Genomic DNA, 19,142 nt, shown 5'->3' with positions numbered 1-19,142 from the left:
CTTGACTACAATACTCCCGCGTTTGATGAAATGACTGTCGAGACATGACCGCCTGCAGGAAACGGAATGCATCAGATGACGACCAGGGCCGCCACGGAGAAGCTCAAATCCGATGGCTGGAAAATCGTCGAAACGACCGGCTTCATGCATCTGATCGGGCCGTTATGGGAAAGGCTCGTCGACGGCGAGCTTGAATTCGCGCTGATCACCGAGGACAAGCACCACAACCGCCGCGGCCTGGTGCAGGGCGGCGTGCTGATGACGTTTGCCGACCGCACCTGCGGCATCACCGCGCGACACGTCTCGGGCAAGCCGACGCTGGCGACCGTGCAGCTCGACACGCATTTCGTCGAGTCCGGCAAGATCGGCGAGGTGCTGATCTCCAAACCGCACGTGGTGCGCGCCACCCGCAGCCTGATTTTCATCACCACCGAAGTCACCGTCGACAAGCGCTGTGTCGCGATGGCGTCGGGCGTGTTTAAGATATTGAAGAATGATACGTGATGCGCGCCGTCATTCCGGGGCGATGCGAAGCATCGAACCCGGAATCTCGAGATTCCGGGTCTGGTGCTTCGCACCATCCCGGAATGACGGCTCAAGTTTGAGGAGCCCACACTATGCAATATCGCCAACTCGGCCGCAGCGGCCTGAAGATTTCGCCGATCTGCCTGGGCACCATGATGTTCGGCGGGCCGACCGACGAGGCCACATCGTCGCGGATCGTGGCGAAGGCACGCGAGGCCGGGATCAATTTCATCGACAGCGCGGACGCCTACAATGGCGGCAAGTCCGAGCAAGTGGTCGGCCGCGCCATTGCCAACGTCAGGCACAGCTGGGTGCTCGCAACAAAACTCGCCAACCAGATCGGCGACGATCCCAATTGCGGCGGGCTGTCGCGGCGCTGGGTGCTGCAGGCGGCGGAAGAGAGCCTGAAGCGGCTCGGCACCGATTATATCGACATCTACTATCTGCATAAGGAAGACCATTCGACGCCGCTCGAAGAGACCGTGCGCGCGATGGGTGACCTGATGCGGCAGGGCAAGATCCGCTATTTCGGCGTTTCGAACTACCGCGCCTGGCGCGTCGCCGAGATCTGCAACATCTGCGACCGCAACGGCATCGACCGCCCGATCGTCAGCCAGCCCTATTACAACGCCATGAACCGGATGCCGGAGGTCGAGCACTTCCCGGCCTGCGGCTATTACGGCCTCGGCATCGTACCCTATAGCCCCTTGGCGCGCGGCGTGCTGACCGGCAAGTACCTGCCCGATGCCGCGCCCGACAAGGACAGCCGCGCCGGCCGCAACGACAAGCGCATGATGCAGACCGAATGGCGGCCGGAATCGCTGCAGCTCGCGCAGCAAATCAAGGAGCACGCCGAAGGGCGCGGCATCACCGCCGGGCAATTCGCGGTGTCATGGGTGCTGAACTCGTCATTCGTGTCCGCCGTGATCGCCGGTCCCCGTACCGAGCAGCAGTGGGACGATTATCTTAAAGCGCTCGACTATCGTTTCACGGCGGAGGACGAGGCGCTGATCGACCGGCTGGTCGTGAGTGGGCATCCATCGACACCGGGGTTCAACGATCCCGCCTATCCGATCGAGGGACGGCGCGCGCGCACGGCGACTTAAACGAAAGTCGCATACGCCATCGCCGCTTGAGAAATTTTATTCAGCGCCTTCGGAATAAATCCGGAAGCCGCCATCGACGTTGTTCACCATCTGCCGCGTCGAAGCGTCGCATCTTCCCGAACATTCTTGCCAAACACCTGCGCAAGCCTTTGTCTCCCTTCCAATAATAAGGGCGCATCCTTGGTTGGATCGCCGTCAAAACGGGAGAAACCATGACGACATCCAAAAAGGACACCACCAGCCGCCGCCGCTTCCTGAAAGTGGCCGCCGCGGGCGCTGCAGCAACGGTCGCGGCGCCCAGCGTCGTAAGCGCGCAAGGCGCGACCAGCATGCGCTTCCAGAGCACCTGGCCGGCCAAGGACATTTTCCACGAATACGCGCTCGACTACGCCAAGAAGGTCAACGACATGACCGGCGGCGACCTCAAGATCGAGGTTCTGCCGGCCGGCGCCGTGGTGCCTGCCTTCGGCCTGCTCGAGGCGGTCTCGAAGGGTACGCTCGACGGTGGCCACGGCGTGCTGGTCTATCACTACGGCAAGCAGAACGCGCTGGCGCTGTGGGGCTCCGGTCCCGGCTATGCGATGGACGCCAACATGCTGCTCGCCTGGCACAAGTACGGTGGCGGCAAGGAGCTTCTGGCCAAGCTGTACGCCTCGATCGGCGCCAACGTCGTCTCGTTCCCGTATGGGCCGATGCCGACCCAGCCGCTCGGCTGGTTCAAGAAGCCGATCACCAAGGCCGACGACATGAAGGGCGTCAAGTTCCGAACGGTCGGCATTTCGATCGACGTGTTCAGCGGCATGGGCGCTGCGGTCAACGCCTTGCCCGGCGGTGAAATCGTCGCCGCGCTCGATCGCGGCCTGCTCGATGCCGCCGAGTTCAACAACGCCTCCTCGGACCGCATCCTCGGTTTCCCCGACGTGTCCAAGATCTGCATGCTGCAGAGCTATCACCAGAATGCCGAGCAGTTCGAGATCATGTTCAACAAGGACAAGTACGACGCGCTGCCGGCGAAGATCCGCGCGATCCTCGACAACGCCGCCGAAGCGGCCGGACAGGACATGGCCTGGAAGGCGATCGACCGGTATTCGAAAGACTACGCCGAGATGCAGACCAAGGATAACGTCAAGTTCTACAAGACCCCTGACTCGGTGCTGCAGGCGCAGCTCGATATTTACGATCAGGTCGTCGAGAAAAAGTCGGCGGAGAATCCGCTGTTCAAGGAGATCGTCGCGTCCCAGCTGGCGTTCGCCAAGCGTGCGACGCAATGGGAGCAGGACACGGTGGTGAACCGCCGCATGGCGTATAACCACTACTTCGGACCCAACGCCAAGAAGCGGACCTGAGGCGATAGAATCGACCAGCAGACCCCGTCCGGGATGGCAATCCCGGGCGGGGTCTTGTATCGTCGGCTGGCCATCGCCTGCGCATTCACGACGTGGACGCGGCCGGACGCGGCGCCGGATCTCAGGTCGGCCATTACGCCCGGCTTCGCCCGGATCATTCCTGTACCAAGCAGCAGCCCTTTATTGAGCAGCCCGTACCAAGCAGTCCAGATTTCATGAACAGCGACCGTTTTCTGCATACCATCGACGGTATCAGCACCTTTGCCGGCAAGGCGGCCGCCTGGCTGGTGATGGGCCTGATGCTTCTCGTCTGCGCCGAGGTTTTCAAGCGCTACATCCTGAACATGCCGACCGCATGGATCTTCGATGCGTCGAACATGATGTACGGCGCGGCGTTCATGCTCGGCGGCGCTTATACGCTGGCGCAGAACGCCCATGTCCGCGGCGACTTTCTCTACTCCTCGATGCGGCCGCGCACCCAGGCCGGGCTCGATCTGGTGCTTTACATCGTGTTTTTCCTGCCCGGCATCGCGGCGCTGGCCTATGCGGGCTGGGACTATGCCGCGCTGTCATGGCGCATCAACGAGCACTCCAACGTGACCGCGGACGGACCGCCGGTCTATCATTTCAAGGCGATGATCCCGCTGGCGGGCATATTGCTGTTGCTGCAAGGGTCCGCTGAAATCGCGCGCTGCGTCATCTGCCTCAAGACCGGCGTGTGGCCGAGCCGCCTCAAGGACGTCAGCGAAATCGACGTCGTCGAGGAGCAACTGGCGCTGAGCGAGCATGTCGACGACGAAGCGCGCCGAAGCGCGATCGAGCATGCGCAGAACATCGAGGAGAGCGCGCGCCAGCGCGGCTTGGGCGGGGACGTGCAGCGATGAGCGATCCGGCACTCGGGCTTTTGATGCTCGGACTCATCGTCGTCGTCATCATCATGGGTTTCCCCACGGCGTTCACGCTGATGGGGCTCGGCATGTTCTTCGGCTTCTTCGCCTATTACCGCGCCGGCGAATCCTGGGCCGATAACCACATCTTCGACCTGATGGTCCAGCGCACCTATGGTGCGATGACCAACGACGTCCTGATTTCCATCCCGCTGTTTGTCCTGATGGGCTACGTGATGGAACGCGGCGCGCTGGTGGACAAGATGTTCTACGCGATCCAGCTGGCGTTCCGGCGCGTGCCGGCGGCGCTCGCGGTCGCCTCGTTGATCGTCTGCACCTTCTGGGGCATTGCCTCCGGCCTCGTCGGCGCCGTCGTGGTGCTGATGGGCGTCATCGCCTTCAACCCGATGCTCAAGGCCGGCTATGACGTGAAACTCGCCTCCGGCGTCATCACCGCCGGCGGCACGCTCGGCATCCTGATCCCGCCCTCGGTCATGATCATCGTCTACGCGGCGGTCGCCGGGCAATCGGTGGTGAAGCTGTACGCCGCGGCGATGTTTCCGAGTTTCTTCCTGGCGTTCCTCTACCTCGTCTACATCATCGGCTGGGCGCTGATTAACCCCAAAATCGCGCCGAAGCTGCCGGAGAGTGAAACCCGGGTACCGGTGCGGCCGTGGGTGACGCAGGTCCAGCAGCTCTACTCGCGAAAAATGCTGCCGGCATTGCTGGCCGCGACTGTGGCCCCGTCGCGGGCCCTTGCCATCACGGTGGATGGCGCACGGCTCGGCTACGGCACGATCCTCAAGAGCCTGTCGTTCGTGCTGGTGCCGCTGGTCATGACGCTCGGCACCCTGTGGGGCATCTGGTGGTACGTCGTGATCCACCAGCAGCCGGACGCGCCCACCGCCATCGAGCGCAGCGAGGCTCCGACCCCGCTCGGACAGGGCGCGCCGAGCAGCGAGCCGGTCGAGGAAAAGCTTCAGGAACTGGGCAGCTCGGTCCAGCAGTCCGGCGCGGCCAAAAAGGGCGAGCCCGAGGTGCTGCAGCAGATGGGTAATCTGCAGAGCGAAACCACCGCTCCGCCGTCGGCCTCCGGTCCGCCGGAAGGCTTCTACCTGTATTTCGGGTTCACGGCCGCCGTCCTGCTGCTGCTGCTGTTCTACTATTACGCGATCATGGAGGCCGAGCAGTTCGAGGTGCTGCGGTTGTTGATCACCTCGGTGATGCCGCTTGGCCTGCTGACCGTGATCGTGCTCGCGGTGATCCTGTTCGGCATCACGACCGCCACGGAATCGGCGGCGGTGGGCGCCGCCGGCGCCTTCCTGCTGGCGTTCCATGCCCGCACGCTGAACTGGAAAAAGACCAAGGAGGCCGTGTTCCTCACCCTCAAGACCACCTCGATGGTGTGCTGGCTGTTCGTCGGCTCGGCGCTGTTCTCGGCGGTGTTCGCTATACTCGGCGGCCAGGCGCTGCTGGAGAGCTGGGTGCTGTCGCTCAACCTGACACCGGTCCAGTTCATGATCCTGTCGCAGGCGATCATCTTCGTGCTGGGCTGGCCGCTGGAATGGACCGAGATCATCGTGATCTTCGTGCCGATCTTCCTGCCGATGCTGAAGCACTTCAGCGTCGATCCGATCCTGTGGGGCGTGCTGGTGTTCGTGAACCTGCAGGCCGCCTTCCTGTCGCCGCCGGTGGCGATGTCGGCGTTCTACCTGAAAGGCGTCGCGCCCAAGCACGTCACGCTGAACCAGATCTTTTCCGGCATGATGCCTTACATGTTCATCGTGATCATCTGCATGGTCATCATGTATATGTGGCCGGGCATGACGCTGTGGCTGCCGAAATATCTGTACGGCGGTTGAGGCGGCGGACGCTGGGCCGTATGCCCGGATTTGCCGTGGCCTGCGGCGGTTAGGCGCGGTTTGCCGGGAACAATGACCTGAATGGGCCGTTGAATCCTCCGGCGCGCGGCGAACACAGCCGTTGGCGCCAGCGGAGAATTCCGATGGAAATGATCCTGATTATTGTTCTTGTAGTGCTCTTGTTGGGTGGCGGCGGATATTGGGGTCGTAGCCGTGGCCACTGGTGAAAATCACCATGATCGATTTTCCGAACCATAGCCGCAGCTATGACCACACAAGACGCGCCGTCCGGTTTTGGGGCTATGACAGCGCGATCGAGGCCTCGTTCTATGTCAACGAGGAGGCGCTGGCGCGAATCCAGCCGGACGTGCCGCTCGATGAATCGGGCTTTCTGAACGCGTTCGACGCCAACCGCGACAAGATCTGCGCCGCAGCCGCCCGCGTTTACGTGCGCGGCAGCCGCGGCTCTTACGATCTCGGGGTGGCAAACTTCTAAAGGCAAAGCTTTCTAAGGCAGGCGCGCCTCAATCCGCCGGGCACAGCCCTTCTTCGATCGCGGCCGACTGCAATTGGCCGGCGTCGGTGATGCCTGCCGCCGCGGTTGCCAGGATGCGCGACGCCATCTTGACCTTGATCGCCGGCGTGGCTGGCTTGCCCGACGCGCTGTCGACATGGGCCGACGCCGCTTCCAGCACCGATCTCATCATTGAAACCAGTTCCGGATTGAAGTTGTTCGGCGAAATCTTGGTCATGCGCACTCCCGTTGGCGCTCATGTAGCGCGACAACGTGACTCCAATGCGACCCTGGTGTGAAGGATCGCCGCAGAGGTTAATTTGCCCTGCGGGCTACGCCGGGCGCGGCCCGGGCTTCGGGGGATAGGCTGCGCGGTGGGAGGCCCGGTGCAGCGTTACTGATTTGATTGTCAAACAGCCAAAGCCGTCATTGCGAGCGAAGCGAAGCAATCCATCTATCCACCCGCGGAAGCATGGATTGCTTCGTCGCTTCGCTCCTCGCAATGACGGCGGATACACCTTCACGTTCTCGCGGCGCATTGCGCCCGAGCTTTGCCAGAAAATTCCTTGCCCTCGAAACGAGAGGGCGCAGGGAAGACCGGGTGCGCGCTGCACCCGCGGTCCCGTGTGCAATTGTGCATAAGAATGCGCACACGAGCATACAGGTCCAGCGGAGAGCATCCGGCCTTCCCTGCGCAATGGCTTTACGGCTTATAACGCGCTCTCCCCGGTGAGACGGCCTCTATTGCCACCGTCGCCCCTCGGAAGCGTTAGCTCCCGCGGGACTTGACGCCGTTACGGGCGCCAGGACCACACGCCTTCGCCGTACGCTTCAGCCGCGACCGTCAATCGCAACTGTCACGTCCACCGCAACCCGCCCCTCGTCGTGACGACGGCCGACGCCCCTCTTGATAGGACGGGATGCGCAAATTCGTAGAGATGATTTGCCCGACGAGGAAAGCGGAATTTTGTCCGTCGGGTTAATTTGTCGCACTACTGTCTCCATGTCGTCATTGCGAGCCACCGGGTCGCAATGACGGGAGAGGACGGCGTCCAGATTAGGCAGTCATTCCGCGGCCCATCTTTCGAAACATTAATTTCACCGCCAGCGTCCCGTAATGGCGGGGCTGGTAATCGTGCGGCCGACCAACAAAGCGCGAGGTTTCGTTGTGGGACGTGCGTTGGAGTACAATTTTACAACGCTGCGAATTTCCCGAGCCTATGTCAGCCTGGTGTCCCGCCCCGAGGGTGAGGCGATTTCGCTGGCGTGGATCGGCGACTATGAAATTCGCATGCACGCAGGCTCAGCGGCTTGCGCCGCAAGGCAGCCCCTTTTTATCGTCGAGATCTTCGACCATGACGCGCAAATCTTTATTGACAGTCGCGCGTGCCACACCCTTGCGGAAGGCGCCGCCGCGTTCGACGAATTCCTGCATCTGGCGGAGCCGGTAGCGGGCGGACCGTACGACAAGTAGATCGTAAGGTGGGGAGAGCCAACGGGTCCGGCCTTCGGCCGGCCCGATGATAAACCCCGCGAAGCCCGTCGATGCTTGCACGGGGAGAGATGATGGGTTTCGCTTCGCTCTACCCATCCTACGAGTTCTCCGCGCGATCCTTCAGGATAACAGCCAGCGGATTCGGTGTCGCCGCCGCAACAAGCTTCAAGGTATTGGTGTCGTGATGATTGAAGGGCTGGTCTCTCCCCTTCACCAGAAGTTCGGTTTCAAGGAGATAGGTCCAGCTTCCATCGTCGTTGAAGGTGATGTCGCACCGGTAGCTTTCCGTGCGGAAAGCTTCGTCCAAAAATTCCGTCGAGCAGATTCCGTAACGCGTATCGCCGCGCTTGGCCGTGACGGAGATTTTCCTGTCATCCGGCTTGGCATGGCCCGCTGCGAGCAAGACCTGGCCTCGCGGAATGGTCACGCTTTGCAGGATCAGGCCGGTTGCGGGCTCCCAGAGCCAATAGCCGACCTGGTCGTGGAAGGTGATGTCTTCCTCCGGCGTGTTGATGTGGATGTGATAGCGCAGACCATAAAACAGCTGCGGTCCGTTGGCCTGCGGGTCGATCGGGTCCATCCGGATATGCTCGCGAAACACCCGGCGCTCCGGGCCGTCGGCTTTGGGGTTGACGTCCACGCCCTTGCCCGCCTGCCAGACACCCGCAAGATGACGGAGCGGTCCGAGATTGGCGAGGCTATCAGGCGACACGTTGTCAGGCTCGGTAAAGATGTCGGCGGGAATGGGCAGCATAGGAAAACCTCGCGTGATCGCGGTTTCGGCAATATCAGGCTTCCCGGGCGACTACGTCGCCATTTCGGTGTCCGCCAGCTATAAGCTTAAATTGCGCATCCCGGAGCGACAAGTCGCGCAGGAAAGCAGCTTGTATGCGCCCGCAATGTTTGCCGGTAATCAGGCGTGGAAATAATCATGATCAAGAACGGGCTCTATTCGTTACATGCCAAATCCCGCGATGGCGTGGCCGATGACGTTGGCGGCATCCTGATCTTCCGCGACGGCCAGATCCATGGCGGCGACGCGTATGTCTATTACACCGGCAGCTATGAATGCTCGGGTGGAAGCTGGAAAGGCAAGATGACCAGCAACGAACATACCCCGACAGACCGACCGATGGTGGCCCGCGTCCAGTACATCGGATTTTTTGGCACCTACAACGACGCTGGCGCCAAGGTGGATGCTATGGCGCTCGTTGGTGAGCAGGGTATTCGGTATGATGCGGTGTTGCGGTTGTTGGTGGAGGGGTGAGTTTGGTCGACCGGGCTGCGCGTGCCGTGCGTTCGAGAATGTTTAGCTCGCTGTCACGTAACTAGCTCACTGTTACCGCAATGCAAAGCAGATGCGCCAAGCGCGCGTTGGTGGGAATCTTTCCAAAATTATATCTGGGGTTGTGTTTTTCGGTCGCCGCGGTAGCATGACGCTTTGCATGGGGCCCAGAATGCAACCCAATCTGTTTAAGGTGCTAGGCGGCGTCGCTGGCCTAGCAGGCATTTCACTCGGCGTATTTCTGCTACTCAACAGCCGCGTGCTCGAGCTGGGTATTTTTCCCGGACTGTCCCAAGCGCAGGCATTCGCAATAATCTTCGCGCTCTTGGTCTTTACGTTCGGTATCTCAGGTATAGCCGCAATCGGCTGGCTTCTCACCAAGGATACTTCCCGCAGCGGGCAGCCGCTTCCCGGTTCGATCGGATACATTCTAACCACGCTGTTCGCCCTGATTGTAATTGCAGCAATATTTGTCGGCTACCAACCTGCGCCGCCAGTCCCACCACCGGCACCTCCTCCACAGCCTCCCGGTAAAACCTCCTTCAAGCTTTGTTTCGGAGAAGGCGGCGGTAATAATTGCCTCTCGGGTGCTGACATCAAGTACGGATGCAATACTTACCGGGCATGGAGCCAGAAAGCCTGGGATGACTTAGCCAATGATCTTTGCGGCTCGAAGGATAAAATGACCAAGGTGCAGACACAGAACAACGGCGGTGGCGGATGCGGATGGACCGCCTTCAATTTGACGTGCACCAAATAGTTATCCCACCGCGCGACTCTCGCTCCGATTCTGTCTCTTGCCGAGACAAGCATAGTTACAGCGGTGTGCTATGATGCATCACTGCATTGGGGATTCTCATGGACGGCTATCAGTTTGTCGCAGCGATGTTTCAATCGCTCGTTTCATTGGCGTGGCCGGCAGCGGCGGTAGCGTGCGTTTGGCTGTTTCGAGAAAAACTCAACACTTTGCTCCCATTCCTTCGCATGAAATATAGAGACTTCGACGTTTCTTTCCGCTTGGACCAAGCGGAGAAAGAAGCGGCTCTTATTCCGCCTCCACCACCGTCGCCAGATCTAGAACCGACGCCGGAGGAAAAAAGCCGCTTTGAGAAGGTAGCCGAGCATTCCCCAAGAGCAGCAATTCTCGAAAAACGAGCTGAACTAGAACAGGTGGTTAAAACTGCGGCCGAGCCGTACGTTTCGACTTCAATCGCCAAGTCATGGAAGACATTGCCCTTGACGAGCGCTATCCGTGCTCTGCGTCAGCAAAATGTTATTGACGAAAAAACGTCTGCGCTGTTGGACGACCTGCGCGTAATCGGAAACCGTGCTGCGCACAGCCAAGACGGAAATGAGTTTTCGAAAGATGAAGCTTTACGTTTTGGAAAGCTAACAGACGACATTACCGGCCTCATACGGCTTCTCAGTTGAGAGCGGTGAGGCAGGCACTGCACATAGAGTGAATACCATCTCGGAATATCTCAAAGTCGGCGAACTCAAGAGCGAGTGAGCTATGAGCGAAGCTAAGAACGCTGAGGCTGATAAAGACTTGGTTTTTGGCAACCTAAATCGTCTAAGCCGAATTTTGGGGCAGTTGGACGAGCGGGGGCTGATCCTTGCATTGGCTGCTTTCGCAGAGGAAGCGTTAGGTGATCTTATCGAAGCATTCCTGATTTCTGGTGATCCAGCGAAGCGACTGCTTGAGGGTTTCAACGCGCCACTCGGCACATTTTCCGCGCGCATTATGATGGCCTATTCTTTAGGCTTGGTCACAAAGCGTCAGCGTGCGGACCTCGACAGACTCCGGCGGATTCGGAACGAATTTGCGCACAATTGGGAGCCAACGTCTTTCAGCGACCGAAAGATTGCCGACCACATAAAGGCATTACACTTCAGTAGCATGGACGACCACTTCCCTACATCGCCCATTGAGAAAGTGCGAACGTCCTTGGGATCACTGTTAGTAGAGCTGCGATCGACTACCAACCAGATCACCAAGCGGGGTCACCAGGCCAAACTGATCGGGGAGCATCTAATTGCTGGAGTTGTTGGTGAGCTGCACGATCAAATCGCCATATGCCGAAAGCGTTTAGTTGAAATTGCGGAGGAGCTGGAATCGGCTTGCGGCGAACGTCGGCGTTTCCTTTTGCAAATCCGTCACCAGTGGGAAGGAAAACTCGAAATAGTGCGGCTGAATGCTCCGAAGGAGCGACAGAGTGAGATCAAGAACGTGCAAGCAGAATTAAATGCATGGAACATCCCGCCAGAGGACTAGATGGGCTGACTTCCACACCGAGTTGCGAATAAAAATTTCACGTCCATAAAATATGGTGAACTAGCATGCGTTCATTGTCTCACGCCACCCGGCTTCGCCGGTTGGCTACTCCGCGATAGGCCTTTACTCGGCAAGCTCGAGTAGCGTGGCCTAAGAAAATGCGGTTGCCGTCCAGGGCCAACCAAAACCTGGATGTCGCGGAGCCTGTCATCGGGCGCGCATTCGCACGACCCGTTGGCTCATCCGGGCTACGCTCGCCAGGCGTTCACTTTGGTGAACCGGCCGGGCGCAAGGCCCCACCGACCTGTCAAGCCACCGCCTGCCGCTCGCTCTCCGGAAGCACCTGCAGCAACAGTTCGCCGAACGGCACGGGCTTGCTGAAGAGATATCCCTGGCCCAGGGCAATTCCGAGCGCGCGGATCTTTTCGACCTGGTCGTAGGTCTCGACGCCTTCGGCGACGATCGAAAGGTTCAACGTCTTCGCAAGCTGAACGATCGATCCGAGGACGGCGACGGTCTCGGCGCGACCGATCCTGTCGATGAAGGACTTGTCGATCTTGACCTTGTTGAACGGAAAAGCGGTCAGATAGGACAGTGACGAATAGCCGACGCCGAAATCGTCGAGCGCGATGGAAACGCCAAGCCGCTTCAGGCGTTCGAGCGTCTTGAGATTTTCCTGGCTGTCGGCCAGAAAGACGCTCTCGGTGATCTCGAGTTCCAGCCGTGTCTCGGCAAGTCCGCTGTCCGCCAGCGCGGCCATGACGGAATCGACAAGAGTGCCGCCCGCAAATTGCAGAGCAGAGAGGTTGACGGCAACCTTGATATCATGCGGCAGCATCACGGCATGGCGACACGCCTTGGCGAGCACCAGATCGCCGAGCTCGCCGATCAGTCCCCCCCGTTCCGCAACCGGAATGAATTCAGCGGGAGGGATCAGGCCTCTGGTCCTGTGGCGCCAGCGCGCGAGGGCCTCGACCGATTTCGCACGGCCCGTAGAGAGCTCGAATATGGGCTGATAGAACACCTCAATCTCTTCGCGCCAGATCGCCTCGCGAAGCTCGATTTCAAGGATGTCGCGCTGGTCGGCCTCGGCCTTGAGCTCCGGCGAGTAGAGATGGAAGCAGTTTCGACCGGCATTCTTCGACTTGTAGAGTGCAAGATCGGCATTGCGAAGAATTTCATCGATGCGCGTGCCATGCTCGGGCACCACGGCGACACCGATGCTGCATCCGATCACGACCGGGTGGCCGTCTATTTCATAGGGTTCGGCAATGGCCTGGACCAGGCGCGCGGCGAGTGTCGCGGCGTCGTCCTGCAGCGCGGACGGCCCCGGCACCACGATCAGCGCAAACTCGTCACCGCCGATCCGGGCCGCCATATCGACGGTTCGGGCCTGCGCCTTGATCCGACCAGCGACCTGCCTGAGAAGCGCATCGCCGCAGTGGTGGCCGAGCGCGTCGTTGACGGACTTGAACTTGTCGAGATCCAGCAGGAGCACGGCGAACGCCGTATGGTGCAGAAGATACTTGTCCAGCGCTTCGTCAAGGCACCCCTTGAACAGGTTACGATTCGCAAGGCCGGTCAGGCTGTCATAGTGCGCCAGCTTCTCGATCCGGTCCTCGGAAGCCTTGCGGGCGGTGATGTCTTCATGCGTCGCAACCCAGCCACCGCTCTCGCGCCGTCCATAGGAAATATAGATGACGCGCCCGTCCGGAAACTGCACCGTGTTCGAGGTGTTTTCCGATTTGGCGAGCCGGTCCTTGAGGTCAACCAGATAGGCGTCGAGATCACTCACGGCCTCCTGGTTTGCAAACACCTCGCGGAAATTCATGCCCACCCTGATGTTGTCAGGCGAAAGCTCATAGGCATCGAGCCATTGCCGATTGAACGCGATCAGGCGATCCTGGCCATCAAACATGCTCAACCCCTGCGGAAGGTTTCGCAGCGCGTCCTCGAATTTGCTCACGGAGTCGCGCAATTCGCGCTGTGCCCCGTCGAGCGCCTTCTGTCTTCGCCAGTGGAGCGCGGTCGCCGCCAGGATGATGAAAGTGAGCAGAAGCGCGCCACCGAGATAGATTTTCTGCCTGGCTTGAGAGCGCGAATAGATCTCCTGCTCCGAAATGCCGGCGGTAAAGATCAGCGGAAAAACGCGCGATCTGCGCGCGGTGACCAACCTGTTGCTCCGGTTCGGGCGACCTTCGCTGCCGCTCCAGTTCCAATATTGGCTATAGGAGCTGTCCCGTAACGCGCCTTCGACGAGGCCGGGATTGCGCTGTCCGAGCACCGTGCCCTGGTCTATTCCCCGCGCGGCGAGCACGATGTAGTCGGCATTCCTGAGGACAAGGGTTCCTCCGATACCGAGCTTTGCGGTGTCGTAGAACCTGCCGACCAGATCCACGCTGATCGAGCCTACGACGACGCCCGCCGGACCTTTGCCGTGGTCGAACAGCTTTCTGGCGATCTGGATGGTCCATTTGTTCGACGCCCGCCCGAACACCGGCTTTGCGACGTAGAGCCGATCTTCGGCCAGCTCCATCACCTTGGCGAAGTGCTCCCGGTCCCCGAGATAGAGCGGCGGGCCGGAGTAGCCGGTCGTGGTATCGGACAAATAGCCGTTTGCTCCGATCAGCGAGAACTGCACCACGTCGCCGCTCGCCATCTGCGCTTTACCGGCCCAGAATTTCAGGCTGAAGGCGGCCGGGTCCTGTGCGTAAAGCGCACGCACGACCAGCAGTGACTGATCTACCCGTTCGAATATCCGCTCGGTATTTTCCTCAAACAGTTGAGCGACACTGTTTCCGTGCACCCGCGCCTGTTGCAGCGCCTCCGCCCGTTCCGAAGACGTGATCGCGAAGTAGCCGATCCACACCAGCGGCAAAAAGAACAGCGCGATTTGCAGCGGGGCATTTCGCAGGATTCCCTTTGCAGCTTTGCGGACCAATCTGCGGGCGTGAATCACAGCACGCAATCCCGCGCGAGCCGGAAACCCACGGTTGCGCTCTCAGCGCATAGCAACGCCTTTAAATATGACATCGACTATCTTCGCCTGAACCGCCCGAGGTCCGCATGGACGCGGCCGGGCACCGCCAAGATCTTGCAATCCCCGAACGTAGCGTCGGCAGCCTTAAGTTTTCGTGTTCGTGCAGGTTCAATGTTTATCGTCAAAACCCCCCGTAACATCACGGAGATAGCTGCGATCCTGCGCTTCGCCTGACGGCTACGCCGCGGCAAGCCGTTGCTCGGCGCGTTTTTAGGATGCAGCGTTACTGAGTGAAATGGTGCCCAGGGGCGGGATCGAACCACCGACACTGCGATTTTCAGTCGCATGCTCTACCAACTGAGCTACCTGGGCACTGCGGGGCGAAAACGGCCCGGAGCGGGCGGTTTATAGTGGGGCGAGAGGGCCGTGTCCACCCGGCTTCGCCTTTGGCTTCGCCGGGCGCGGCCCGCCTGTGACTTATCCGCCAAATTGTTGGGGAATAAGTGGTATTTGGTGTCACCGCGAAGGGACTAGGCTCCCTCTCCCGCTTGCGGGGGAGGGAAAGATCGCCCCTACTCCTCGTCTTCTGCCTCATTCTCCTTGCCGGGGATGACGTAGCGGCCGGAGAGCCAGCGGTTCAGGTCGACGTCGCGGCAGCGCGGGGAACAGAACGGCAGGGTTTTGGCGTTCTCGGCGGGCCTGCCGCATTCCGGGCAAGGCTTCGATGAAGACTTCGATGCCGGTTTCGACACGCCAGATCCGGCCTGGCCCGTATCCTTGCCCGCATCTTTGGGCGGGTCAGCTGGCATTCAACCAGCCGAAGCGGATCGGAAAACCTTCGCCGCCGAGCAGCGTGACCGTTTCATAGAGCGGCAGGCCGACGATGTTGGTGTAGGAGCCGACCATCTTGACCACGAACGATCCGGCGATGCCCTGCACCGCATAGCCGCCGGCTTTGCCGCGCCATTCGCCGGAGCCGATATAGGCCTGGATGTCGTCCTCGTTGAGCCGCTTGAAGCGCACGCGGGTCTCGATCAGGCGCTGGCGAAAGGCTTCCTTCGGCGTCACCACGCAGATCGCCGTGTAGACGCGATGGTTGCGGCCCGACAGCAGCCGCAGGCATTGCGAGGCTTCGTCGACCAGATTGGCCTTCGGCAGGATGCGCCGGCCGACCGCGACCACGGTGTCGGCGGCGAGGATGAAGGAACCGCGCAGCTCGTCATCGAGCTGCACGGATTTCAGCGCGGCGTCGGCCTTGGCGCGCGCCAGGCGATTGGCGCAGGCGCGCGGCAGCTCGCCCCGCTTCGGGGTCTCGTCGACGTCAGCGGGACGCAGCGCGTCGGGCTCGATGCCGGCCTGGTTGAGCAGGCTGAGCCGTCGCGGCGAACCGGAGGCAAGAACGAATTTGGGACGGCCAAGCATGCTGATTTTTGGGAGGCAGAGGAATCGAGGGGGCGAATGCGCGCGGAACCTATCGGAAGGGCGTGGTTTTCACAACCGGGTGGCAAGTGGTTGTTGCTGCGAAGAAAAATCTCGCGTCGCCCCTGCGAACGCAGGGGCCCATAACCACCGGCGGGTGTAGCTGAAAGAAAGCTTTCACAACGACCGCCCTAAACCATACCCGCCGCGGCGTATGGGTCCCTGCGTTCGCAGGGACGACACCGACGGACAATCACCCGCTCGCCGCGCCCACCTTCGAAAATCGCCGGCGGATGCGCAGCGAGAGGCCGTCGCAGACGTCGCGATAGGCTTGCAGCTTCTGCTCGCGGCTGCCTTCGGTGTCGGTCGGATCCGGCGTCGGCCAGTATTCGACGTCGGCGGCCAGCGTATGCGTCAGCGCCAGCGCCTTGTGATGCGCCTCGGGCGACAGCGTGATGATGAGATCGAAATTGAGCCCTTCCCAATCCTCGAGTTCCTCGAACGTCTGCGGCTTGTGACCGGAAATATCCTGCCCGAGTTCGGCCATCACCGCGACCGCGAACGGATCCAGTTCGCCCTTCTTGACGCCGGCCGATTTCACATAGAGCGCCTGCGGAAACATCTGCTGCAGCAGGCTTTCAGCCATCGGCGAACGCACGCTGTTCAGGCCGCATGAGAACAATACGGCCTGCGGATTGCGCGCGCGGGGCGGCGCGTCCATGCGTTACGCTTCTCTTGTGCGGGGACCCGTCATCCTGAGGAGCGCGCTCTTGCGCGCCTCGAAGGATGGACACACCCTGCGGCCCATCCTTCGAGGCTCGCTTCGCTCGCACCTCAGGATGACGTGGGTCGGGGTCATGCGTCCTGCCCCTTCCAGTGCAAGACGCAGATCAGCGTGAACAGCCGCCGCGCGGTTTCGAAATCGAGCCGTACCTTGCCCTTGAGCCGTTCCTGCAGCGTGCGCGAGCCCTCGTCATGGATGCCGCGGCGGCCCATGTCGATGGCCTCGATCTTGTCCGTGGTCGCGGTCCGGATCGCCTGATAGTAGCTGTCGCAGATCATGAAATAGTCCTTCACGATCCGCCGGAACGGCGTCAGCGACAACAGATGCGCCACCACAGGCGTGCCGTCCTCGCGGCGGATGTCGAACATCAGCCGGTTGCCGGTGATGGCAAGGTGCAGCGTAAACGGGCCGCTCTCCGCCCCGTCAGGCGCGAACAGATTCTGCTCGATCAGGTCGTAGATCGCGATCGCGCGCTCGTGCTCGATGTCAGGCCCGGAACGCCCGATCGATTCTTCGTCCAGCGTCACCGCGACAATGCGGTTCTGCGGATCCTCGTCTGCGGGCGGCTTGGTCATGACAGGTTGAGACGCAATCCGATCGAGCGTGAATGGGCATCGAGACCTTCGGCCTTGCCCAGGGTCATCGCGGCGGGTCCCAGCGCGCGCAACTGGTCCGGCCCGCATTTGAGAAGCGAGGTGCGCTTCATGAAGTCTAGCACGCCGAGGCCCGACGAGAACCGCGCCGAACGCGCCGTCGGCAGCACGTGGTTGGAGCCGCCGACATAGTCGCCGATCGCCTCGGGCGTATGGCTTCCTAGGAAGATCGCGCCGGCGTTGCGGACTTTTACCGACAATGCTTCGGCGTCCGCTGTCATGATTTCCAAATGCTCGGCGGCGATGGCGTTCGCCAGCTCCACGGCGTCGTCGAGCTTTTTCACCATGATGATGGCGCCGAAATCCTTCCACGAGGCGCGGGCGATTTCCGCGCGCGGCAGCGTGACGAGCTGCGCTTCGACCGCCTGTTCGACCTCGGCGGCGAGACGCTCGCTGTCGGTGATCAGGATCGACTGCGCGCTGGCATCGTGCTCGGCCTGCGCCAAAAGATCAGCCGCGATCCAGCCGGCATTGCCGGTGTCGTCGGCGATGACGAGCACTTCGGAGGGGCCGGCGATCATGTCGATGCCGACCTTGCCGAACACCTGCCGCTTGGCAGCCGCGACATAGGCGTTGCCGGGGCCGACGATCTTTGCCACCGGCGCGATCGTGGCGGTGCCGTAGGCGAGCGCCGCCACCGCCTGCGCGCCGCCGACGCGGTAGATTTCCGAGACGCCGCCGAGTTCAGCTGCCGCCAGCACCAGCGGGTTGAGCTTGCCGTCCGGCGACGGCACCACCATCACCACGCGCGGCACGCCGGCCACCGCGGCCGGCACCGCATTCATCAGCACTGAGGACGGATACGCCGCCGTGCCGCCGGGCACATAGAGGCCGACCGCGTCGATCGCGCTCCAGCGCCAGCCAAGCTCGACGCCGAGCGCATCGGTAAAGCGCTCGTCCTTGGGCAGTTGGCGGCGATGGAACATCTCGATCCGGTCGCGCGCGAATTTCAGCGCATCCAACGTGGCGCTGTCGCAGGCTTTGGTCGCGGCCTCGATTTCGGCGGCGGTGACGCGCAGGCCGGAGGCTGCGATGTCCAGCCGGTCGAATTTGCGGGTCGCCTCGAGCAGCGCGGCGTCGCCGCGCGCGGCCACGTCATCGACGATGGCGCGGGTCGCCCGCTCGACATCGGCGGATGCTTCGCGCTTGGCGCCGAGAAAGGCGTCAAAGCGCTGGTCGAAATCGGCGCTGCTTCTGTCCAGGCGAATGGGCATGGTGGCTTTCTGTGGAGGCTTGCGGCCTATGCTCAATGGCGCGGCGGCCAAGGGCCGTCAACCCTTTGAGTCCGCCATGACAGGATGGTTCAAAGGGGGCAAGCCCAAAACCCCGTCGTCCCGGCGAAGGCCGGGACCCATAGCCACCATCGCTTGTTATTGAAAAGGCTGGAGCCACAGTCCGGTGCAGCAGCAAACAGCGGTGGTTATGGGTCCCGGCCTTCGCCGGGACGACGATGGCGGGGCTTTTCAGGCCTCCTGCCCCGACGGCGCGATGCCGATATCGCTGGTGCCGAGATCGTCGGCGCCAAGGTCGGTCAGCTCGCATTCCAGGCATTCGACGTCCAGCCGCAGCGCCCCGCCATGGCTGAACAGCAGCAAGGCGCTGCCGCCGGGGGCCTCGCCGGGGTGGAATTCGATCCCGACCAGTTCCAGCACGGCGTCCGGCGCATCCAGGTCGATATTGCGCGACTTGCATGCCAGCACCCGGTCGAAGCGCAATGCTGCGATCGTCCGCCGCGGGGTGGTGCCGCCGGACAGCGTCTGCTCCCAGTCGAGGCGGTTCATGCCGACCACCAGGCGCTTTTCGTCCTGTCGCCAGACGATGTCGGAGGCCTGCACACGGGCATCCTGGACATGCGCCGAGATCACCGAAAGATCATCGGAATCGAGCGCGATCAGTTTGAGCTGTTCAGGCGAACCCATGCACCAACTTTACCTTTAATTTGGGCGTAGCCTAGCCGCAAAACCGGTTCCCATCCCCGGATCAAGTCCGACGACATGCTTTGGCGGGATAC

Annotated in this window: 22 protein-coding genes and 1 tRNA gene; 13 read left to right on the top strand and 10 right to left on the bottom strand. The window is 61.3% G+C overall.

Annotated features, from left to right (window positions below):
• The first annotated feature begins 75 nt into the window (after positions 1-75).
• The 7 genes from JQ629_RS06935 to JQ629_RS06910 all read left to right on the top strand — a co-directional run bounded on the left by JQ629_RS06935 (position 76) and on the right by JQ629_RS06910 (position 6,222).
• Positions 76-504, top strand: a complete 429-nt coding sequence (locus JQ629_RS06935; protein WP_212412170.1) for a PaaI family thioesterase — start codon at positions 76-78, stop codon at positions 502-504.
• Between the two features lie 113 nt (positions 505-617).
• A complete protein-coding gene (locus tag JQ629_RS06930) occupies positions 618-1,631 on the top strand; it encodes an aldo/keto reductase (protein WP_212412040.1) in 1,014 nt (337 codons plus the stop codon).
• Between the two features lie 212 nt (positions 1,632-1,843).
• Positions 1,844-2,977 (top strand): TRAP transporter substrate-binding protein, encoded by a 1,134-nt coding sequence (locus JQ629_RS06925; protein WP_212412039.1) that lies wholly within the window; start codon positions 1,844-1,846, stop codon positions 2,975-2,977.
• A 215-nt stretch (positions 2,978-3,192) separates the two neighbouring features.
• Complete coding sequence (locus tag JQ629_RS06920; protein ID WP_212386370.1) at positions 3,193-3,861, top strand: TRAP transporter small permease subunit; 669 nt, start codon at positions 3,193-3,195, stop codon at positions 3,859-3,861.
• A complete protein-coding gene (locus JQ629_RS06915) occupies positions 3,858-5,726 on the top strand; it encodes a TRAP transporter large permease (RefSeq protein WP_212412038.1) in 1,869 nt (622 codons plus the stop codon). The genes JQ629_RS06920 and JQ629_RS06915 overlap by 4 nt, the downstream gene beginning before the upstream one ends.
• Before the next feature lie 143 nt (positions 5,727-5,869).
• Positions 5,870-5,953, top strand: a complete 84-nt coding sequence (locus JQ629_RS37860; protein ID WP_502752578.1) for a DUF3309 family protein — start codon at positions 5,870-5,872, stop codon at positions 5,951-5,953.
• 8 nt (positions 5,954-5,961) lie between these two features.
• Positions 5,962-6,222, top strand: coding sequence for a DUF1488 family protein (locus JQ629_RS06910; protein WP_212265216.1), 261 nt, complete (start codon positions 5,962-5,964; stop codon positions 6,220-6,222).
• Between the two features lie 28 nt (positions 6,223-6,250).
• Here JQ629_RS06910 and JQ629_RS06905 read toward each other — a convergent pair whose 3' ends face one another.
• Positions 6,251-6,478 carry a hypothetical protein gene (locus JQ629_RS06905; RefSeq protein ID WP_211994224.1) on the bottom strand — a complete coding sequence of 76 codons (228 nt, stop codon included), beginning with the start codon at positions 6,476-6,478 and terminating at the stop codon, positions 6,251-6,253.
• 879 nt (positions 6,479-7,357) lie between these two features.
• Here JQ629_RS06905 and JQ629_RS06900 point away from each other — a divergent pair.
• Positions 7,358-7,714, top strand: a complete 357-nt coding sequence (locus JQ629_RS06900) for a hypothetical protein (protein ID WP_212412037.1) — start codon at positions 7,358-7,360, stop codon at positions 7,712-7,714.
• Between the two features lie 118 nt (positions 7,715-7,832).
• On the opposite strand, the gene JQ629_RS06895 is transcribed toward JQ629_RS06900, so the two are convergent.
• Positions 7,833-8,489 carry an FABP family protein gene (locus JQ629_RS06895; RefSeq protein ID WP_212412036.1) on the bottom strand — a complete coding sequence of 219 codons (657 nt, stop codon included), beginning with the start codon at positions 8,487-8,489 and terminating at the stop codon, positions 7,833-7,835.
• Between the two features lie 13 nt (positions 8,490-8,502).
• Between JQ629_RS06895 and JQ629_RS06890 the strand changes: the two genes are divergently transcribed.
• The 5 genes from JQ629_RS06890 (at position 8,503) to JQ629_RS06870 (ending at position 11,295) form a co-directional block, all read left to right on the top strand.
• Positions 8,503-8,664: a hypothetical protein gene (locus tag JQ629_RS06890; RefSeq protein WP_212412035.1), complete on the top strand. Its 162-nt coding sequence runs from the start codon at positions 8,503-8,505 to the stop codon at positions 8,662-8,664.
• 2 nt (positions 8,665-8,666) lie between these two features.
• Positions 8,667-9,002, top strand: a complete 336-nt coding sequence (locus JQ629_RS06885) for a GrlR family regulatory protein (RefSeq protein WP_212412034.1) — start codon at positions 8,667-8,669, stop codon at positions 9,000-9,002.
• 190 nt (positions 9,003-9,192) lie between these two features.
• Positions 9,193-9,780: a hypothetical protein gene (locus JQ629_RS06880; protein ID WP_212412033.1), complete on the top strand. Its 588-nt coding sequence runs from the start codon at positions 9,193-9,195 to the stop codon at positions 9,778-9,780.
• A gap of 98 nt (positions 9,781-9,878) precedes the next feature.
• Complete coding sequence (locus JQ629_RS06875; protein WP_212412032.1) at positions 9,879-10,451, top strand: DUF4145 domain-containing protein; 573 nt, start codon at positions 9,879-9,881, stop codon at positions 10,449-10,451.
• 82 nt (positions 10,452-10,533) lie between these two features.
• On the top strand, positions 10,534-11,295 hold the full coding sequence (locus tag JQ629_RS06870) for an MltR family transcriptional regulator (protein ID WP_212412031.1): 762 nt from the start codon (positions 10,534-10,536) through the stop codon (positions 11,293-11,295).
• Between the two features lie 307 nt (positions 11,296-11,602).
• On the opposite strand, the gene JQ629_RS37000 is transcribed toward JQ629_RS06870, so the two are convergent.
• The 8 genes from JQ629_RS37000 to JQ629_RS06830 all read right to left on the bottom strand — a co-directional run bounded on the left by JQ629_RS37000 (position 11,603) and on the right by JQ629_RS06830 (position 19,050).
• Positions 11,603-14,254: a bifunctional diguanylate cyclase/phosphodiesterase gene (locus tag JQ629_RS37000; protein ID WP_212412030.1), complete on the bottom strand. Its 2,652-nt coding sequence runs from the start codon at positions 14,252-14,254 to the stop codon at positions 11,603-11,605.
• Between the two features lie 317 nt (positions 14,255-14,571).
• Positions 14,572-14,647 (bottom strand) — tRNA-Phe (locus tag JQ629_RS06860).
• A gap of 200 nt (positions 14,648-14,847) precedes the next feature.
• Positions 14,848-15,084: a DNA gyrase inhibitor YacG gene (gene yacG, locus JQ629_RS06855; protein ID WP_212412029.1), complete on the bottom strand. Its 237-nt coding sequence runs from the start codon at positions 15,082-15,084 to the stop codon at positions 14,848-14,850.
• On the bottom strand, positions 15,074-15,697 hold the full coding sequence (locus JQ629_RS06850; protein WP_212038174.1) for a Maf-like protein: 624 nt from the start codon (positions 15,695-15,697) through the stop codon (positions 15,074-15,076). The genes yacG and JQ629_RS06850 overlap by 11 nt, the downstream gene beginning before the upstream one ends.
• A 250-nt stretch (positions 15,698-15,947) precedes the next feature.
• Entirely contained in the window at positions 15,948-16,415 is a 468-nt protein-coding gene (locus tag JQ629_RS06845; protein ID WP_211997833.1) for an arsenate-mycothiol transferase ArsC, read from the bottom strand.
• 134 nt (positions 16,416-16,549) lie between these two features.
• The gene (locus tag JQ629_RS06840; RefSeq protein ID WP_212412028.1) at positions 16,550-17,053 is read right to left on the bottom strand and encodes a UPF0262 family protein; all 504 of its coding nucleotides are present in this window, start codon (positions 17,051-17,053) and stop codon (positions 16,550-16,552) included.
• Positions 17,050-18,345, bottom strand: coding sequence for a histidinol dehydrogenase (hisD, locus tag JQ629_RS06835; protein ID WP_212412027.1), 1,296 nt, complete (start codon positions 18,343-18,345; stop codon positions 17,050-17,052). Before hisD ends, JQ629_RS06840 begins: the two co-directional genes overlap by 4 nt.
• Before the next feature lie 249 nt (positions 18,346-18,594).
• Complete coding sequence (locus JQ629_RS06830) at positions 18,595-19,050, bottom strand: DUF2948 family protein (protein WP_212412026.1); 456 nt, start codon at positions 19,048-19,050, stop codon at positions 18,595-18,597.
• Positions 19,051-19,142 lie beyond the last annotated feature (92 nt).

The sequence above is a fragment of the Bradyrhizobium sp. AUGA SZCCT0222 genome (assembly GCF_018130205.1).
Lineage (GTDB): Bacteria > Pseudomonadota > Alphaproteobacteria > Rhizobiales > Xanthobacteraceae > Bradyrhizobium.
Note: the sequence above shows the minus strand (reverse complement) of the source record. Positions and strands in the feature narration are given on the sequence as shown.